Consider the following 15,544-nt stretch of genomic DNA (forward strand, 5'->3'; position numbering starts at 1 on the left):
GGCGTGATGCCAGCGCGATCAACGGTGGCGGATTACTCGCTTTCCGGCGCGGCCGGCGCCGCGTCCCGCGTGGCGGCCGTGCGCGCACGGTCCATCGCCACCGCCAGTTGCTGGCGCGCGAGCAGTTGTTGTGCCTGCACCACTTCAGGTGTCGGCAGGAGCACCGGCCCCGGTGCGTTTTCCGGTGTAGCAGCTGTGGTCATGCAACCTCCATGGACATCCCGCCGCCGCCGGGGTCAACCGCGGCGGCAGCGGAACTGCGCACCCTAACCTAAAAACAAGGCGGGCGGGTGACGGTGCGGCGCCGGGCCGCAGCCGTCGGAACAAGGCAGGCGTCACATTTTTGACGGCAGCGCTTGGATCCTGAATAGGACTTGTCCTATCATGAAAACGTTTTCTCACAGGGATGTTTCCCCAATGAATACCACTGACCTTTCCCAGTTCAGCCCGAAGTGGCAGTTCCGCTTCAACTTCTTCCGCCAGCACGGCGCCCCCAAGAACCCCGGCTTCAAGCAGGCCTGGAAGGCGCTGTCCTTTGGTGACCGCCTGAAGATCAACCTGAACTTCTTCGCGCTGTTCTTCGGCGCCATCTACCTGCTGATCCTTGGCATGTGGCGCAAGGCACTGGTGGTGATCGGCATCAACATCGTACTGGCCATCATCACCATGTTCCTTCCCGACGTTGTCGGGCGCATGCTGTTCATCGCCATGAACCTGCTGGTCGCCTCCAGCACCAACTACAGCTACTACCTGGAGAAGGTGGAAGGGCGCACCAGCTGGAACCCGTTTGAAGGCATGTTCTGAGCCATCAGACCTGCGCAGGGATGCGCGGCAAGGATGCAAGCGACGCCCCGCCCCCGCCGGGCGTCTTCGTTTTCTGGCTCAGGCCGCGCGGCGTGCCGTGGCCATCGGCCCGGCCTGCAGGCGGAAGCGCGACACCGCCACCGCCAGCTGCTCGGCCTGCTCCTCCATCGAGCGGGCTGCTGCACTGGCTTCCTCCACCAGTGCAGCATTCTGCTGGGTGGTTTCGTCCATCTGCACCACGGTCTGGTTGACCTGCTCGATGCCGGCCGACTGTTCGCGCGAGGCGGCCGAGATCTCGGCCATGATCTCATTGACGCGGCCGACCTGACCGACGATGTCCTGCATGGTGCGTCCGGCACCGTGCACCAGCTGCGCACCGGCTCCGACCTGTGCCACCGAAGCGTCGATCAGCTCCTTGATCTCCTTGGCGGCACCCGCTGAGCGCTGCGCCAGCGCACGGACTTCGCTGGCGACCACGGCGAAGCCACGGCCCTGCTCGCCGGCGCGCGCGGCTTCCACCGCCGCGTTCAATGCCAGGATGTTGGTCTGGAACGCAATGCCATCGATCACCGAGATGATCTCGGCGATGCGCTGCGACGAGGCTTCGATCTGCTGCATCGTCTGCACCACCTGGCTGACCACCTCGCCCCCTTCGCTGGCCACGCCCGCTGCGGAACCGGCCAGCATGTTGGCCTGCAGCGCGTGGTCGGCATTCTGGCGCACGGTGGAGGTCAGTTCCTCCATCGACGCGGCGGTTTCTTCCAGATTGGCGGCCTGCTGTTCGGTGCGGCGCGACAGGTCGCTGTTGCCGGCCGCGATCTCGCCAGCGGCCAGGCGGATGCTGGCCGCCGACTGCTGGATCTGTCCGACGATCTGAGTCAGCTGCTGCACGGTGCTGTTGGCATCGTCGCGCATCACCGCGAACACCCCGTGGAACTCACCCTGCATGCGCGCAGTGAGGTCGCCGGCGGCGATCGCGCGCAGCAGCGTAGACAGTGCAGCCAGGTTGTGGTCGCTGACCTGCATCATTGTGTTCAAGGTCTCCACCATGCGGCGGAAATCATGCTCGAAGCGCAGCGCATCACCGCGCACGGCGAAATCACCGGCAGCGGCGGCGGCGGCCAGCTGCTGGATCTGCTCGTTGATCGCAGCCAGGTTGCCCTTGGTGGTTGCCATCGCGGCGGTGAATGCCGCCTTCTCGCCCGGCAGCGCTTCCATGTCCACGCTGAGGTCGCCCACGGCGTAGCGCTGCATCACCTCGACCAGGCGCTGGGTGACCGCATTGCTGGAGGCCACCAGCTGGTTGCTGTCGGCCACCATGCGGCCGTACTCGCCCGGGAACGCCGCAGCATCCATGCGGTAGCTGAGTTCCCCGGCATCGTGGCGGCGCGCCATTTCGGCCTGCGCAGCCATCACTGACTGCAACTGCCCACGCATGCCCTGCATCGCGTCCAGCAGGCGCCCCACTTCGTCGTTGCTGCGCGCCGGCAGCGTGCTGTCCAGCTTGCCGGCGGCGACATCACCGGCCACGCGCACCGCTTCGGCCAACGGACGGATCGCCAGGCGGCGCAGCAGTACATGGACACCGGCGCTGAGGCTCAGCGCGGCGATCACGCCGACCAGCAGGGTCAGCCACAGCAGCTGGCGTGCCTCAGCCACGATCACCGCGTGCGGCATCACCACGCCCAGGGCAAAACGCTGCGGCGCATCGCCGACCCGCAGCGGTACATACACCCGCACATTGCCGGCCGCATCCGGAGTGAAGGCCTCGAACGGACGGTCGGCGGCAATGTCGGCCAGCATGCTGCGGGTCTGCGCGTCGCTGCGTGGCTTGCCGATCTCGGCGGCATTGGCCGAGGCCAGCACCACACCCTTCGGCGACAGCAGTTCGACACGACCGGCCCCCATCGGCTTCAGCGTGGCCAGGTGCTTCTGCAACGCCGCCAGCGAGAAGTCCACGGTGAACACGCCCAGGAATCTGCCGTTCTCGATGATCGGCGTGCTCAGGGTGCTCATGAGCACCTTCTGGCCGGCGATGTCATAGGCGTAGGGTTCGCTGACCTTGGGCAGCTTGTCACGGCTGGGCCCCATGTACCAGTCGCCCGATCCGCTGGCGGTCTCGGTGTAGTCGGTCATCACCGACTGCTGCGGCTTGCCGTCCTGCCAGGCCCAGTAGCTCATGTAACGGCCGGTGGCATCGTGTGCTTCGGTATTGACGAACTCCGCATCCTTGCCGTCGAAGGCATCGGCCTCCCACATGGTGCTCTTGCCGAGCCATTGCGGATGAGCACGCAGCTGTTCGCCGAGCACCGCCGCTAGGCTGGCGCGGTCGGGCACGTCGCCACGGGCACGCTGGGCCAGCACGCTTTCAACCATGGCATCGTTGCTGGCAAAGGCGGTGCCCAGGTCAGCCGCCACCTGGCGCGCCTCGGCGTTGGCCTCGCTGGTCATGGTCTGGCGCGAGGCGCCGATCAGACTGGCGCTGGCCTGCCGGTAGATCAGGAACGCGGTCAGGCCGAAGCACAGCAGCGCGATCACAGCGGTGCCCAGCATCAGCTTGTGGGCGATGCTGCCCGGGCGTTGGGCAGTGGCGGAGCGGGAAGAAGGCATGGGAGGGTCCGCAAGGCAATTCAGGACGACCGGCGTCACGAGGACACCGCGCAGGCGCGCGATCCGTCGCGCAGGCCACCGGCCGCCGGGCCGCGCCCGGTGCACGAGGCACACCGGGTTTAGCGGCCGGCCGCCATCGAGATTGAGGCCAGCGGCCTGCACATTCCTGAACCTGCTCAGGGTGGGCTCGGTGCCCCGCCCCCTGCGACCATCTCATTCGGCGACCCGATCCTTGATCCACTCCGCCCTTGGCAGCACCTCAATGCTGCCGGCGGCGTACTGCTGCAGCACGTCGTCCGGGCCGAAGCGCGGCTGCCAGCCCAGCACGCTGCGCAGGCGGGCACTGTCGTAGACGCGATCGATGCTCAACGGCAGCGGCCAGCCCCGTCGTTCGAACTCGGCCAGCAGCTGTGGCGCGCGGCGTGCCAGCACGCTGCGCGGGTGGGTGGCCAGCTCCAGGCAATCCTCACGCCGGAACGGCGTCGGAGCGCACGCGATGTAACGCGCGAAAGCGGCGCCTTCGTCCAGCAGCAGTGCAGCATGCGCGCTGGCTACATCACGTGCGTCGATACCGCGGTGCAGGCGGAACATCGCCATGCGTTCGGGCGGCTCGGGGAAGCAGCGGGCCATGCGCAGCACGCGCACGCTGAAGGCCGGCGCCGCAGCGGCTTCGGCCAGTGCTTCGGCCTGCAGCTTGGTGCGGTGGTAGATCGTGCGCGGCAACGGCTCGGTGTCTTCATCGATCCAACGGCAGCCACCGGCGACCACGGCGTGGCCGTACAGCGCGGTTGTACTGGTCAGCACGAATCGCCGCGCCCCGGCTTCGCGTGCGGCCTGCAGCAGGTGCGCGGTCGCCTCCACGTTGATCTGGTGGAACACCCCGTCCGGCACCAGGCCGACATGGGGTGCGTGCAGGGCGGCGGTATGGATCACGGCGTCAACGCCCTGCACCGCCCGTGCGACAGCCTGGTGATCGGTGACATCGGCAATGATGCGGGTGGTGGCGAATGGGCTGCGATCCAGCCCCACCACTTCGTGGGAGGCCGCCAATGCGCCGAAGATCGCGCGCCCGATCCGCCCGGAACTGCCGGTCAGCAGAATCTTCATTGAGTCCATTCACTCGAAGCGCCCGGGAACTACCGGGATGCTTCGATTCTAGGCACGCTGCATGTCGTCTGCGATAGGGCGCAATTGCAATTGTGCGTTCATTCCCGCGAGGCCGATCGGGCCAGCAGCTGCCGCGCGACGAACAGCGGATCGTCACCGCCTGCCGCGTCGGGCGTGACACCGGTGCGTTCCCAGTTGGTTCCGGTATGTAGATTGATCGGCTGCCGATCGGGAATGCTGATCTGATAGCCATCCGGCAGCAGCACAGGATCATCGATCATGTGTGCAGCGCCGCCGCTGCGCGTGCCGACAATGCGTGCACGGCCCAGCGCCTGCAGCGAGTAGGCGACGAACTCGGCAGCCGACGCGGTGCGGCGATCGATCAGCACGACCAGCGGCTTCAGGTAAGTGGGCAGGCTTGCCGGCGGCAGTGGTACCAGCGTGCGCCGCCCGCGCTGGTCCAACTGCTGCACCGCGTCGATCTTCGCGTCCAACAGCGTGCGCACCAGCAGGTCGGCACTGCCGTCATCCCCGCCGCCGTTCTGGCGCAGATCCAGCACCAGGCCATCGGTGTCGGCCAGCAGCTCGAGGGCGGCGGCGAGTTTCGGCCGGGCCAGATCCAGCGGATAGAATGTACTCAGCCGCAGGTAACCGATGTTGCCCTCCAGCACCCGTACCTCGCGCACGCCAGCGCCATTGCTGCGCGCATCCGCGCGCCATGCCATCAGCCAGTCGTCCTGGCCGGCCGTTGCGTCCACGCGCTCTACATGGAAGTGGCCATCGAACGTGTCCAGGTCCTGGTTCAGGCGTGCGCTGAAAGCCTTCGGATCCGAGCAGCTGTCCACATAGCGCTGCTGGGTGGACCAGCCGCGCACGGCTTCGGCAATGCGTGCGCCTTCGGCCGCATCCAGGTACTGCGCCTCTATCGCCGTGGCCGCTGCCTGCAGCACGGCGTCCTGCGCCGGGCAGGCGGCCGCCAGCAACGCGCCAAGCATCCACGAAACCGTCATGATCGCCTCCGTCGCCTTGATGATATATAAGTGCTTATATATCATTGTCATCATGGATCTCCAACGCGCAACTCTGGGAACGCTGCTGCGTGCCCTGCTCGACCAGCTCGACCCGGCGGTCGAGCAGGCCTACCGGGATCTGCAACTGGACTACCGGCCGCGCTACACCCCGGTGCTGCGCACGCTGATGGTGCAGGGCCCCTGCCGCATCAAGGATCTGGCACTGGCCTGCGGGCTCAGCCACTCCGCGCTCAGCCAGACGGTTTCAGCGATGGTGCACGACGGCTGGCTGCACGCTGCGGTGGGCGAGGACAGCCGCGAACGCATCCTGCAGTTGAGCCCGCACGCCCTGCAGGCATTGCCGGCGCTGCAGGCGCAGTGGCAGGCTACGGAGCTAGCGGCCCGCAGTCTCGACGCCGATCTTGGACAGTCGTTGGAACAGGTGCTGCGTGAGGCATTGAAGGTGCTGGAGCAACGACCGTTCGCGCAACGCCTGCGCGACGCCCGCCTGCGCTGATGCAGTGCGTCGGCGACACCCCGCGTGTTCGCCGGTGGTGGTGGTCCTGGCATTCGCCTGAATGGAGGACTCATCAACCACGTGCGCATGCCGGGTGAAGACCACGGCGGGGATGGCGACCTCGGCTTAGCACGCACTGGCCAAGCATTGGCGCTGTCGCCGACCACGGCGCCGCCCATGCAGAAGGATACTTCCCATGACTGAGCAGAATCACCGCTCCAACCGGGGCTTCGCCTCGATGGACCAGGCCAAGCAGCGCGCGATCGCTGCCAAAGGCGGACGTGCGGCGCATGCCTCCGGCAATGCGCATGAGTTCAGCCGCGATGAGGCACGTGCGGCAGGCCGCAAGGGCGGCGAGGCGATCAGCCGTGATCGGCAGCACATGGCCGCGATCGGGCGCGAGGGTGGGCACGCGCGCCACGCCAACGCGCGCCAGCAGCAGCAGCAGCAGCAGCAGATCGAGCATGGTGGAGAGGCTCCGCACCGCCAGCAGAAGTGATCATCACGCGGCCAGGCCGTTTCCCGTCGGCGGTGCCATCCTGCAGCCACAAGCTGGGCCAGGGTACCGGCCGATGCCATCGCCCAGCCGACGCCGACGGCCGTGCCACTGCGGTACCACGTAAGCATCCGCGGCGCGGCGTGCATTGCGCCCGGTTGCGCGATGAGCGCACGCGCGTGTCCTGCCAGCCCCTGTGATGTCGATTGCCACGCAAGGTCGGCCTGTCACGGGGTAGCAGGCGGCGTTGGAACCGTCCTGCTCAGGTGTGCACGAGGATGTTCAACAGCCGCCCGAATGGATCGCGGACAAAGAAGCGGCGCACGCCCCAGGGTTCATCGACCGGCCCATACTCCAGCGCGATGCCGGCCTTACGCATGCGCTCCAGCACCTGCTGCAGGTCGTCCACCTCGATCGACAGGTCCGGCACCGCAGTGCCGGAACCGCCTTCACTGGCAAAGCTGACCTGCCCCAGCGCACTGCCCTGCCCGCCATGGGTGACGATCCAGCCATGGTCCATCACCACGGGCATGCCAAGCAGCTCGCCATAGAAGGCAGCGGCCCGTTCCGGCTCAGCCGTGGCGATGTTGGCGACGACGCGTTTGACGGCCATGGCATGCTTCCGTTGGACAAGGCCCATCCAGACTGCCCGACCTTCCACGGAAACAGAAGAGCCCCGTCAGTGACGGGGCTCCCACACGGCTCAATCGGCGCGACTCACACGCCCATGCACAGATCGACCACGCAGGTATTGTACGCCTGCTGGCATTCCCCAGCGTCGGCCCCACTGGCCAGGCACATCTGGTAGGCCCGCCAGCAGGGCGCGTCGCAAGGCTCGACAGGGCCCGCCACCGCCACCGAACCGGTACACGCCAGCGCGAACAGCGCCGCCACGATCACTTTCCTGACAGTACGCATCACCATCACTCCCTGATAAGCCTGGTGAGCCCAGGCCGGCTCACGGTAGCGGGGGAGCCGCGAGGCAACGTGAACACCGGCGTCACGCCACCTTAACGCGTTCATAAAAATTCCTTCACACTACTGGGGGTGATTGGCGCGCTGCGGGGTTAACGGCGTTGTTGTCCGTCAACCAAGGAATGTTGTCCGATGAATCACCCGCAGCACGGCTGTTCGTCCCACTCCCGCTTCCCGCTGCACAGCCGCCTGGCGTTGGCCGTGGCCAGTTCGCTGTTGCTGGCTGCAGCGCTTCCCGCCATGGCCAGCGAGTCACTCGACGCTTGGCAGCAGCAGCGCCAACTGCAGGCGGCATGGGCGCAGCCCACGTCGATGGCGAGCGCGTCGGCCGGCGCCAACGCAGCGGCCGCAACACCCACGGCAGCAGCCAGCAGCACGTCGCTCCTCGGTAACGCAGGTGATCCGGCCAGTTGGCGCACGGAGGAATTCAACGCCGACTGGGGCCTGGCGGCGACCCACGCCGACGACGCCTATGCGCGTGGCCTGACGGGCACCGGCATCCGCCTTGGCGTGTTCGACAGTGGCACCGGCCTGGACCATCCGGAATTCGCTGGCAAGAACCATCGCAGCATCCACATCGCCGACGTGCTCGCCGATGGCACGCGCTGCACCAACACTGCACAGCTCACTGGCCCGGGTGCCTGCTTCTCAAGTGACGGCGACGACGTGCAGGTCAGCTACGTCGGGTTCAACGCAAACGTCCCGCAGAACATCCGCGATCTGATCCTGGCGGGGCCCTATGTACAGCCCGGTATCGGCTACGAAGTGCACGGCACCCATGTTGCCGGCACCATCGCTGCCAACCGTGATGGCAACGGCATGCATGGCGTGGCCTTCGGCGCCGATCTCAGTGTGGCCCGCCTGTTCTTCAACAGCGCCAGCGAATGGCAGCGTACGGCGACCGGGTATTCGGTAGTCTCGCTGGGCAGCGTCGGGCCGGATTCGTCCGCCGTGGTCGACATGTATGCGCAGATGAATGCCCAGGGCGTGCGCGCGGTCAACCACAGCTGGGGCCTGAGCAAGGAACCCGATGCGGTGCTGATGGACCGGATCTACAACGATCCCGATTATCGCGACTACCTTGCCACTTATGCAGACGGATCACGCGCCAGGGGAATGATCCAGGTCTGGGCGGCAGGCAATTCGCCGGCGCGCGGTGCTGCGGCTCCTGTATCGGCCAGCCCGATCGCCGGCATGTACGCCACCCTGCCGCGTGCCTTCGCCGACATCGAAAAATACTGGCTCAGCGTCGTCAACGTTGGACAGGATTTCACCCTCAGCCTGACCTCCAACAAGTGCGGGCTCAGCGCCAACTGGTGCCTGGCGGCCCCGGGTTCCAACATCAACTCCACGGTCTACGGCGATGACTCCGCCGTTGCGGCGTCGTTGGGCGTTGATGCCAACGGCAACCTGTCGCTCGACGTCACCCAGCGCGTGCCAACCTACAGCTACGGGCTGCTCAGCGGCACGTCGATGGCTGCACCGCACGTCACCGGTGCGCTGGGCCTGTTGTTCGAACGCTTCCCCTATCTGGACAGCGCGCAGGTCCGCGACGTGCTGCTGACCACCGCGCGTGATCTTGGCGCACCCGGCATCGACGAGATCTACGGCTGGGGACTGATGGACCTGCGCAAGGCCATCGAAGGCTACGGCTCGCTGCGCGTGGACACCAACGTGGTGATGAACCAGAAGGCCGGTGGCCTGAAGGTGTGGGAAGGCGATGCCTGGGATGACTGGACCAATGACATCGGCGGCCCCGGCAAGCTGACCAAGTCCGGCATCGGCTGGTTGCGCCTGAGCGGTGACAACAGCTTCAACGGCGCGGTACTGCAGGACGGTACGCTGGAACTGAACGGCGCCAACGCGCTTACCGCGGCGGTCGAAGTGCAGGGCGGCCAGTTCCTGCTCAACGGCAGCCTGTTCTCCACCGCACTGACCACTACCGGTGGCGTGAGTACGGTCAGCGCCAGCGCCGTGCTGAAGGACAGCAACCTGAGCGTCAACGGCGGCGTGGTGTCCTTCAACGGCACGCAGACCGGCGGCACCACCACGGTCGGTGCCAACGGCCTGCTGAAGGGTGTCGGTACGCTCGGCACCACCCAAGTCGACGGCATCATCGCGCCCGGCAATTCAATCGGCACGCTGACCATCAACGGTAACTACGTGCAGGGCGCAACCGGCGTCTATGCCGCCGAACTTGCTCCAGGCGGGCGCAGTGACCAGTTGCACGTGACCGGCACCGCCACCCTGGGCGGTACCCTGCTCGCGCTGCCGGAGCCGGGCACCTATTACCTCGGCGAGCAGTTCAATTTCATCCGCGCCGACGGCGGTCTCAACGGGCAGTTCGCGAAGACCGACTTCAGCGCGTTCTCGCCGTTCCTGCAGTTCAGCCTGGCGTACGGTGCCAACGGAGCACGCATCGACGTGGCCCGTGGTGCATCGCTGGCCAGTGCGGCCACTACGCCCAACCAGCATGCGGTTGCGGCGGCGGCCGATGGCCTGGCGATCAACCAGGGCCTGCCCAAGCCGCTGACACAGCTGTTCCCGCAGCAGGTCGGTGCCGTACTCGATGGCCTCAGCGGCGAGCTGCACGCAGCCACCTCGCTGGCGCTGGTGGAAGGCAGCCGTCATGTCCGTGACGCTGCGTTGTCACGCCGTGCCGGCGCAACCGCACCGGGATCCGATACGGGTGACGCCACCGGTGCCTGGGTGCAGGCACTGGGCGGCAACAGCAGGCTGGATGGCAACAGCAACACCGCGCGCACCGATGCCAACAGCAATGGCCTGCTGGTGGGCATCGACCGCGAGTTCGATGGCTGGCAGGTCGGCGTGCTGGCCGGTACCGGCCGCACCGACGTGAAGCAGCTGGAGCGCCGTGCCAAGTCGAAGATCGACAACACGCACGTCGGCGCCTATGCCAGCCACGCCTGGGGCGGCTTCGGCCTGCGCGGTGGCGTGGCATGGAGCAAGCACAAGGTGAAGAGCACGCGCGATGTCGGCTTCGCCGGCTTCAGTGACAGCCTGAGCGCGCGCTACAACGCGCATGCGCGCCAAGCGTTCATCGAAGCGGGCTATCGCTTCGGCAACGCGGAAGGCGGGTTGGAGCCCTACCTGCAGGTGGCTCGCGTGGAAGTGGACCTCAAGCAGATCAACGAGCGCGGTGGCGCGGCGGCGCTGCACGGCGAGGTGGACGACACCGGCACCACCACCGCTACCGCAGGGCTGCGCTTCGACAAGGGCCTGAAGGCATCATTCCAGCAGGACAGCTGGCTGCATCTGCGCGGTGGTCTGGGCTATCGCCGCGCCTTCGGAGACCGCAGCCAGGTGGCCAACCTGGCCTTTGCCAACAGCAGCACGCCCTTTGCAGTCGAAGGCGCACCGATTGCCGAGAACGCTGTCGTGGCCGAGCTGGGCCTGTCGGCGTGGCTGACGCCGCGGCAGCAGCTGGAGCTGGGCTACAGCGGCCAGTTCGGCAGTGAAAGCCGCGACCATGGGGCCAGTGCTCGCTGGTCCATCCGCTTCTAAACACGTGTTCTCTTGACGGGTTGGGGCGGCCTTGCGGCCGCCCCTTTTTTGCCCACCCCCAGCGCTATGCGCGACGGCGCAGGGCGGCGGCACCTGCCAGGCTGGCAAGTGGCAGCAGCAACCCATAGGCCACCAGCGGCCACACGGTATCGCCGGGTAGCACAAGGATCACCAGCGTGCCGATGCCTGCCACGATAAGGCTCTGCACTGCGTAGTACAGGGCCACTGCCGCACCCGACGCATCGGCGAAATCACGCAGCGCACCGTTGGCAGCCACTGAAACCACCATCACCAGCCCCACCGCGATGCCCCACATGGGCAGCACCACGCCGATCAACGAGGGACGCCACGCGGCGGCCGACGCTATCAGCAGCGCCCCGGCCACCATCACCCACAGGCCGCGCAGGAAGGTACCGCGCACGTTCCAGCGCCCAATGCACGCGTTCGCCATCCGCGCCGTGACGATCATCACCAGTGCCACCGTCGCGAAGGCCAGGCTGAACGACAGCGGCGAGTACTGCATGCGCCCGACCAGCAACCGGGGCGCGACTGAGAAGAACACGAAGAATGTGCCCATGCCCGCGCTGAAGCCCAGCGTGTAGACCCAGAACGCGCCGCTGCCGAGGATGCGTCGTGCCGCCGGTCGCGCCCCGTCATGGCACTGCGGGCGGGTTTCGTGCCAATGCCGCACCGCGCGCAGGCCGGCGATCGTGCCCAGTACGCCGAGCAGAACGAAGATCGCGCGCCAGCCGACGGCACCAGCCAGCAGTGCGCCCAGAACAGGCCCCAGCGCCGGCACGAAGGCCAGCATCGAAGCGAACAACCCGTACAGCGAGGCGCCTTCGGGTGTATCGGCATAGACGTCACGGACCGTGGCGAAGGTCGCCACCAATGCCGCCGACGCTCCCACCGCCTGTACGGTTCGCCAGGCCAGAAAAGCAGCGCCGCTGCCGGACAAGGCCAGCGCAAACGACGAAAGCGCGAACAGCAACGCCCCCAGCAACAGGACCGGGCGTCGCCCGATGCGGTCGGACAATGGGCCAAACAGCAACTGGCCCAGCCCGAGCGCCAGCAGGTAACTGCTCAACGTGAGCTGCACCAGCGTCGGGGATGTCTGCAGTGCCTGCGGCATCACCGGCACCACAGGAAGATAGATATCCATGGCCAGCGAGGCCAGGAGGTCGAACGGCGCCATCAGCACAATGGCCGACGGCAACGGGTGGGCCCAACGCGGGGCCTTTCGATTGAGCATGGGGAGTCTCCGCCCGGAGTGATCCGGCGGCGATCCATCCACTTCGCGTGCATCGCAGGGATGATCACCGCAACAACGTCTGCATCGTTGTTGCGGCTCAGCGAACTGTCTGCGGACCGTTCCCGTTGCTCATGGTGTTGATCGTTGGCGGTGCGGAACCGGTGCAAGTGTAACAGCGACCGGTTCAGGGTGGCCGGGGCAGCGGTGCCGCCCCGGCCGCGGCGACCCTGGGGAGTGGGCCGCCGCTGATCGTCAGGCCGCCTTCATCGCATGCTTGCGCGCGCGCATCACGTTGTGGCACTCCTGCACTTCGGGCAACAGCTGAGTGACTTCCTGGCGCACCGCCGGCGGCAGTTCATTGTCCTTCAGCACATCCTTGAACGCGCCCAGCAGGCGATCCTCGGACTCTTCCAGCTCGGCCACGTAGCCATAGTTGGTATCTCCGAACGCGGCGCGGACCTTGCCGTAGAACTGCTGCATCGAACCCACCACGGTGCCATGCTCGGCCGGCTTGCCGCCGCTGGCAGCCACCGAACCGCTCAGCGCCGCGACGATGCGGCCCTTGACGCCGGCGATACGGGTGAACAAGGCCGACAGCTCGGCATCCTTCACCTTGGTTGCGGCCTCTTCGTAGAACGACTTGCCGTCGCGGGCGATCTCGATCAGGTCGTTGAGGCGGTGTTCGATGGTGGACTGGGTGCTCATGGCCTTGCTCCTGTATCTTCGTTTCAGGGGGAGAAAAGCAGCCTCGACTGCGCTGCCTGCGGATCCACTGTGGACATGCTCGTGTGGTTCGCGGGTGAGCAGCGATTGATATGCACATCACTTCACCCAACCCGCACTGACTGCTTCACGCCACAGTGGCGCGTGGCTCACATCGAGCGGTGCTGGCCAGCCTCACCAGGGAACGAACAGGATGATCAGCACGATCACCACGACCGCGGCGAGCGCTCCCATCAGTACGTTTCTCTGGCGCCAACTGGGCTTCGGTTTTCCGGGGGTATTCATGCCTGCTACCTGTCTCTGCGGATGACCCCGGCAGACTGATGGATCGGCGGCGGTACGTGCGTGCAGGACGCGTGCAGGTGACGTGCAGGGCGCCGCCATCGATGTCGATTTCCGGGACGCCCGCTCGTCAGATCATCAAAGCCCTTCCCTCACCACGCGGACTGCTGCCATGACCGCCATCCTCACCGCCTTCGCCACCTCTCCCGACCGCGGCCAGGGCCTGGCCCGTGACATGCGCGTTCGCTGGGCGCTGGAAGAGCTGGACGTGCCCTATGACGTGCGGCTGCTCAGCTTTGCCGAGCTGAAGCAGCCCGCGCACCTGGCACGCAATCCGTTCGGGCAGATTCCTACCTGGCAGGAGGGCCACCAGGTCCTGTTTGAATCCGGCGCGATCGTCCTGCACCTGGCCGAACAACATTCCGGCCTGCTCCCGGTTGATCCGGATGCCCGCATGCGCGCGGCCATGTGGCTGTTTGCCGCACTGAACACGGTAGAGCCGCCGATCGTCGAGCGCTCCATGGCCTGGGTGCTGGAGCGCGAGCAGCCGTGGTACGCACAGCGGCTGCCGATGCTGGATGAGCGGGTTCGGGCGCGATTGGCGCAACTGTCAACATGGCTGGCCAACGCGCCGTGGCTGGACGGCGATTTCAGCGTGGGCGACCTGATGATGGTTTCGGTGCTGCTGCGCCTGAAGAGCAGCGGGCTGCTTGACGAGTATCCGCTGCTGGTGGCCTATGTGGCACGGGCAACGCAGCGTCCCGCCTATCAGCGCGCGTTTGCTGCGCAGCTGGCGGTATTCCAGAACGGGTAGTTCCGCGCCATGCGTGGAAATACTCAGCGCAAGCTGCGCCGGCAGGCGGCCTGCACCAGCATCAGCTGCGCCACCAGGATCAGCATCGCGCAGCCGGACAGCAGCCACGGATCGATGTACCACTGCGCGTTGAAACTGAAATCACCGGCGGAAATGCGCTTCCAGCCGTTGAAGTGCTGCATCGCTGCGACCACGAACGCGAAGCCACCGGCTGTGTACGACAACCAAGGCACGATGAGGCTCCCCGGGCGCGCGAACAGCGTGAGCAGGCCGAGCACGCCGATGACCGTGCGCTGCACGCGGCAGTACGGGCAGACATAGGCCATCCCGCTCCATTCCACCGCCCAGGCCAGCAGGCTGACCAGCACGGCCGCGCCTGCCGCGGCGTGCAGGACTTTCGGCGTGATCATCATGCCACTCTCGTGTGCCATCCCGTGCTCCTTGGTTGAAAGACCTAGGCAGGGTAGCAGTGCTGCAGCCTCATCCCTTCTTGATGACGGTCCGCTTGCCGATGGTGCTGGTCTTGCCAGCGGTCGGCCTGGCCAAGCCAGGAATCAGGAAATCGGTGACCTTGTGGCCCATCGACACCTTGGACGCCAACCAGCGCGGCATGCGCCCGCGACCGGTCCAGGTCAGGCGCTTGTATTCCGGGTCGCGATACTTGGGCGCGACTTTGCCGGATTTACGGCGGGCGGGTTTGCGGGCGGGCGCAGGTGTTTCCGAGGCTTGGCCGCCAAAGAGTTCTTCGATGGTGTATCCGGCTTCGGCGGCGGCGGCCTTCAGCATCCGGCGCACCGCACTGGCCGGACGGCGGCTGGAAATCAGCTGTTTCCGCCGTTCAGCGGCAACCACCAGGGCACCCAGCTCGCGAAGGCTGAGCGATTCAATATCGATCGTCATGCGGGAAAGGTCTACTGCAGCGCGGCAGCTGTCAAGGCGCCCTGCCCGGCGCGTAGACACGGGCTTCACCGCCGGTGGGCTCCGATCGCCTGCGTCGGCCATCTCCGAGGACCTCGACGTGAGCACTTCATCGCATTCGCTCGCCTACCTGCTTGCACGCATCCTGCTGATGGCCCTGTTCCTGGTCTCCGGGCTGGGCAAGCTCGGTGATCTCAGTGGTACCCAGGGCTACATGGAGGCAATGGGAGTTCCCGGCATCCTGCTCTGGCCGACCATCGCTTTCGAAATCGGCAGCGGCCTGTGCATCCTGCTCGGCTTCCAGACCCGGCTGGTGGCGGTCGTACTGGCAGGTTTCAGCCTGGTCACCGCTTTCATCTTCCACCACAACTTCGCCGATCAGACCCAGCAGATCATGTTCCTGAAGAACCTGGGCCTGGCCGGTGGCTTCCTGCTGCTGGCCTGCACCGGAGCCGGGCGCTACAGTATTGATGGGCGTGGGCGGCGCGGATAAGCAGGCTGCATGCCGCCA

Annotated in this window: 16 protein-coding genes; 6 read left to right on the forward strand and 10 right to left on the reverse strand. The window is 66.5% G+C overall.

The genetic code is table 11. The annotated features are described in order from the left end of the window. Positions 1-32 precede the first annotated feature (32 nt). A complete protein-coding gene (locus O0J15_RS01235) occupies positions 33-203 on the reverse strand; it encodes a hypothetical protein (RefSeq protein WP_308304961.1) in 171 nt (56 codons plus the stop codon). A gap of 214 nt (positions 204-417) precedes the next feature. Between O0J15_RS01235 and O0J15_RS01240 the strand changes: the two genes are divergently transcribed. After that, positions 418-804 carry a DUF2628 domain-containing protein gene (locus tag O0J15_RS01240; RefSeq protein ID WP_019660750.1) on the forward strand — a complete coding sequence of 129 codons (387 nt, stop codon included), beginning with the start codon at positions 418-420 and terminating at the stop codon, positions 802-804. A 78-nt stretch (positions 805-882) separates the two neighbouring features. Here O0J15_RS01240 and O0J15_RS01245 read toward each other — a convergent pair whose 3' ends face one another. The 3 genes from O0J15_RS01245 to O0J15_RS01255 all read right to left on the reverse strand — a co-directional run bounded on the left by O0J15_RS01245 (position 883) and on the right by O0J15_RS01255 (position 5,531). Continuing rightward, positions 883-3,414 carry a methyl-accepting chemotaxis protein gene (locus tag O0J15_RS01245; RefSeq protein ID WP_308304962.1) on the reverse strand — a complete coding sequence of 844 codons (2,532 nt, stop codon included), beginning with the start codon at positions 3,412-3,414 and terminating at the stop codon, positions 883-885. 213 nt (positions 3,415-3,627) lie between these two features. Next, the gene (locus O0J15_RS01250; RefSeq protein ID WP_019660752.1) at positions 3,628-4,521 is read right to left on the reverse strand and encodes an NAD(P)-dependent oxidoreductase; all 894 of its coding nucleotides are present in this window, start codon (positions 4,519-4,521) and stop codon (positions 3,628-3,630) included. 98 nt (positions 4,522-4,619) lie between these two features. Then, positions 4,620-5,531, reverse strand: coding sequence for a S41 family peptidase (locus O0J15_RS01255; protein ID WP_308304963.1), 912 nt, complete (start codon positions 5,529-5,531; stop codon positions 4,620-4,622). Positions 5,532-5,583: 52 nt separating this feature from the next. On the opposite strand from O0J15_RS01255, the gene O0J15_RS01260 reads away from it, so the two are divergent. Next, positions 5,584-6,048: a MarR family winged helix-turn-helix transcriptional regulator gene (locus O0J15_RS01260; RefSeq protein ID WP_206621551.1), complete on the forward strand. Its 465-nt coding sequence runs from the start codon at positions 5,584-5,586 to the stop codon at positions 6,046-6,048. Positions 6,049-6,244: 196 nt separating this feature from the next. Next, the gene (locus tag O0J15_RS01265; RefSeq protein ID WP_180877493.1) at positions 6,245-6,547 is read left to right on the forward strand and encodes a KGG domain-containing protein; all 303 of its coding nucleotides are present in this window, start codon (positions 6,245-6,247) and stop codon (positions 6,545-6,547) included. Positions 6,548-6,806: 259 nt separating this feature from the next. On the opposite strand, the gene O0J15_RS01270 is transcribed toward O0J15_RS01265, so the two are convergent. Both O0J15_RS01270 and O0J15_RS01275 read right to left on the reverse strand, forming a co-directional pair. Further along, a complete protein-coding gene (locus O0J15_RS01270; protein ID WP_308304964.1) occupies positions 6,807-7,157 on the reverse strand; it encodes a VOC family protein in 351 nt (116 codons plus the stop codon). Positions 7,158-7,261: 104 nt separating this feature from the next. After that, entirely contained in the window at positions 7,262-7,462 is a 201-nt protein-coding gene (locus O0J15_RS01275; RefSeq protein WP_031270690.1) for a hypothetical protein, read from the reverse strand. A gap of 189 nt (positions 7,463-7,651) precedes the next feature. Here O0J15_RS01275 and O0J15_RS01280 point away from each other — a divergent pair, with 189 nt between their 5' ends. Beyond that, entirely contained in the window at positions 7,652-11,044 is a 3,393-nt protein-coding gene (locus O0J15_RS01280; RefSeq protein ID WP_308304965.1) for an autotransporter domain-containing protein, read from the forward strand. 64 nt (positions 11,045-11,108) lie between these two features. Here the strand turns inward: O0J15_RS01280 and cml are convergent, their stop codons facing one another. Together cml and O0J15_RS01290 are read right to left on the reverse strand one after the other, a co-directional pair. After that, a complete protein-coding gene (cml, locus tag O0J15_RS01285; protein WP_308304966.1) occupies positions 11,109-12,296 on the reverse strand; it encodes a CmlA/FloR family chloramphenicol efflux MFS transporter in 1,188 nt (395 codons plus the stop codon). A 252-nt stretch (positions 12,297-12,548) separates the two neighbouring features. Then, complete coding sequence (locus O0J15_RS01290) at positions 12,549-13,001, reverse strand: PA2169 family four-helix-bundle protein (RefSeq protein ID WP_005419568.1); 453 nt, start codon at positions 12,999-13,001, stop codon at positions 12,549-12,551. Between the two features lie 472 nt (positions 13,002-13,473). Between O0J15_RS01290 and O0J15_RS01295 the strand changes: the two genes are divergently transcribed. Beyond that, on the forward strand, positions 13,474-14,115 hold the full coding sequence (locus O0J15_RS01295; protein ID WP_308304967.1) for a glutathione S-transferase family protein: 642 nt from the start codon (positions 13,474-13,476) through the stop codon (positions 14,113-14,115). A 23-nt stretch (positions 14,116-14,138) separates the two neighbouring features. Here the strand turns inward: O0J15_RS01295 and O0J15_RS01300 are convergent, their stop codons facing one another. After that, positions 14,139-14,546, reverse strand: a complete 408-nt coding sequence (locus O0J15_RS01300) for a hypothetical protein (protein ID WP_019660761.1) — start codon at positions 14,544-14,546, stop codon at positions 14,139-14,141. 49 nt (positions 14,547-14,595) lie between these two features. Continuing rightward, positions 14,596-15,015, reverse strand: a complete 420-nt coding sequence (locus O0J15_RS01305; RefSeq protein WP_019660762.1) for an H-NS family nucleoid-associated regulatory protein — start codon at positions 15,013-15,015, stop codon at positions 14,596-14,598. A 118-nt stretch (positions 15,016-15,133) separates the two neighbouring features. Here O0J15_RS01305 and O0J15_RS01310 point away from each other — a divergent pair, with 118 nt between their 5' ends. Beyond that, entirely contained in the window at positions 15,134-15,526 is a 393-nt protein-coding gene (locus O0J15_RS01310; RefSeq protein ID WP_019660763.1) for a DoxX family protein, read from the forward strand. Positions 15,527-15,544: the final 18 nt, after the last annotated feature.

The sequence above is a fragment of the Stenotrophomonas sp. Sm10 genome, assembly GCF_030985515.1.
GTDB lineage: Bacteria > Pseudomonadota > Gammaproteobacteria > Xanthomonadales > Xanthomonadaceae > Stenotrophomonas > Stenotrophomonas hibiscicola.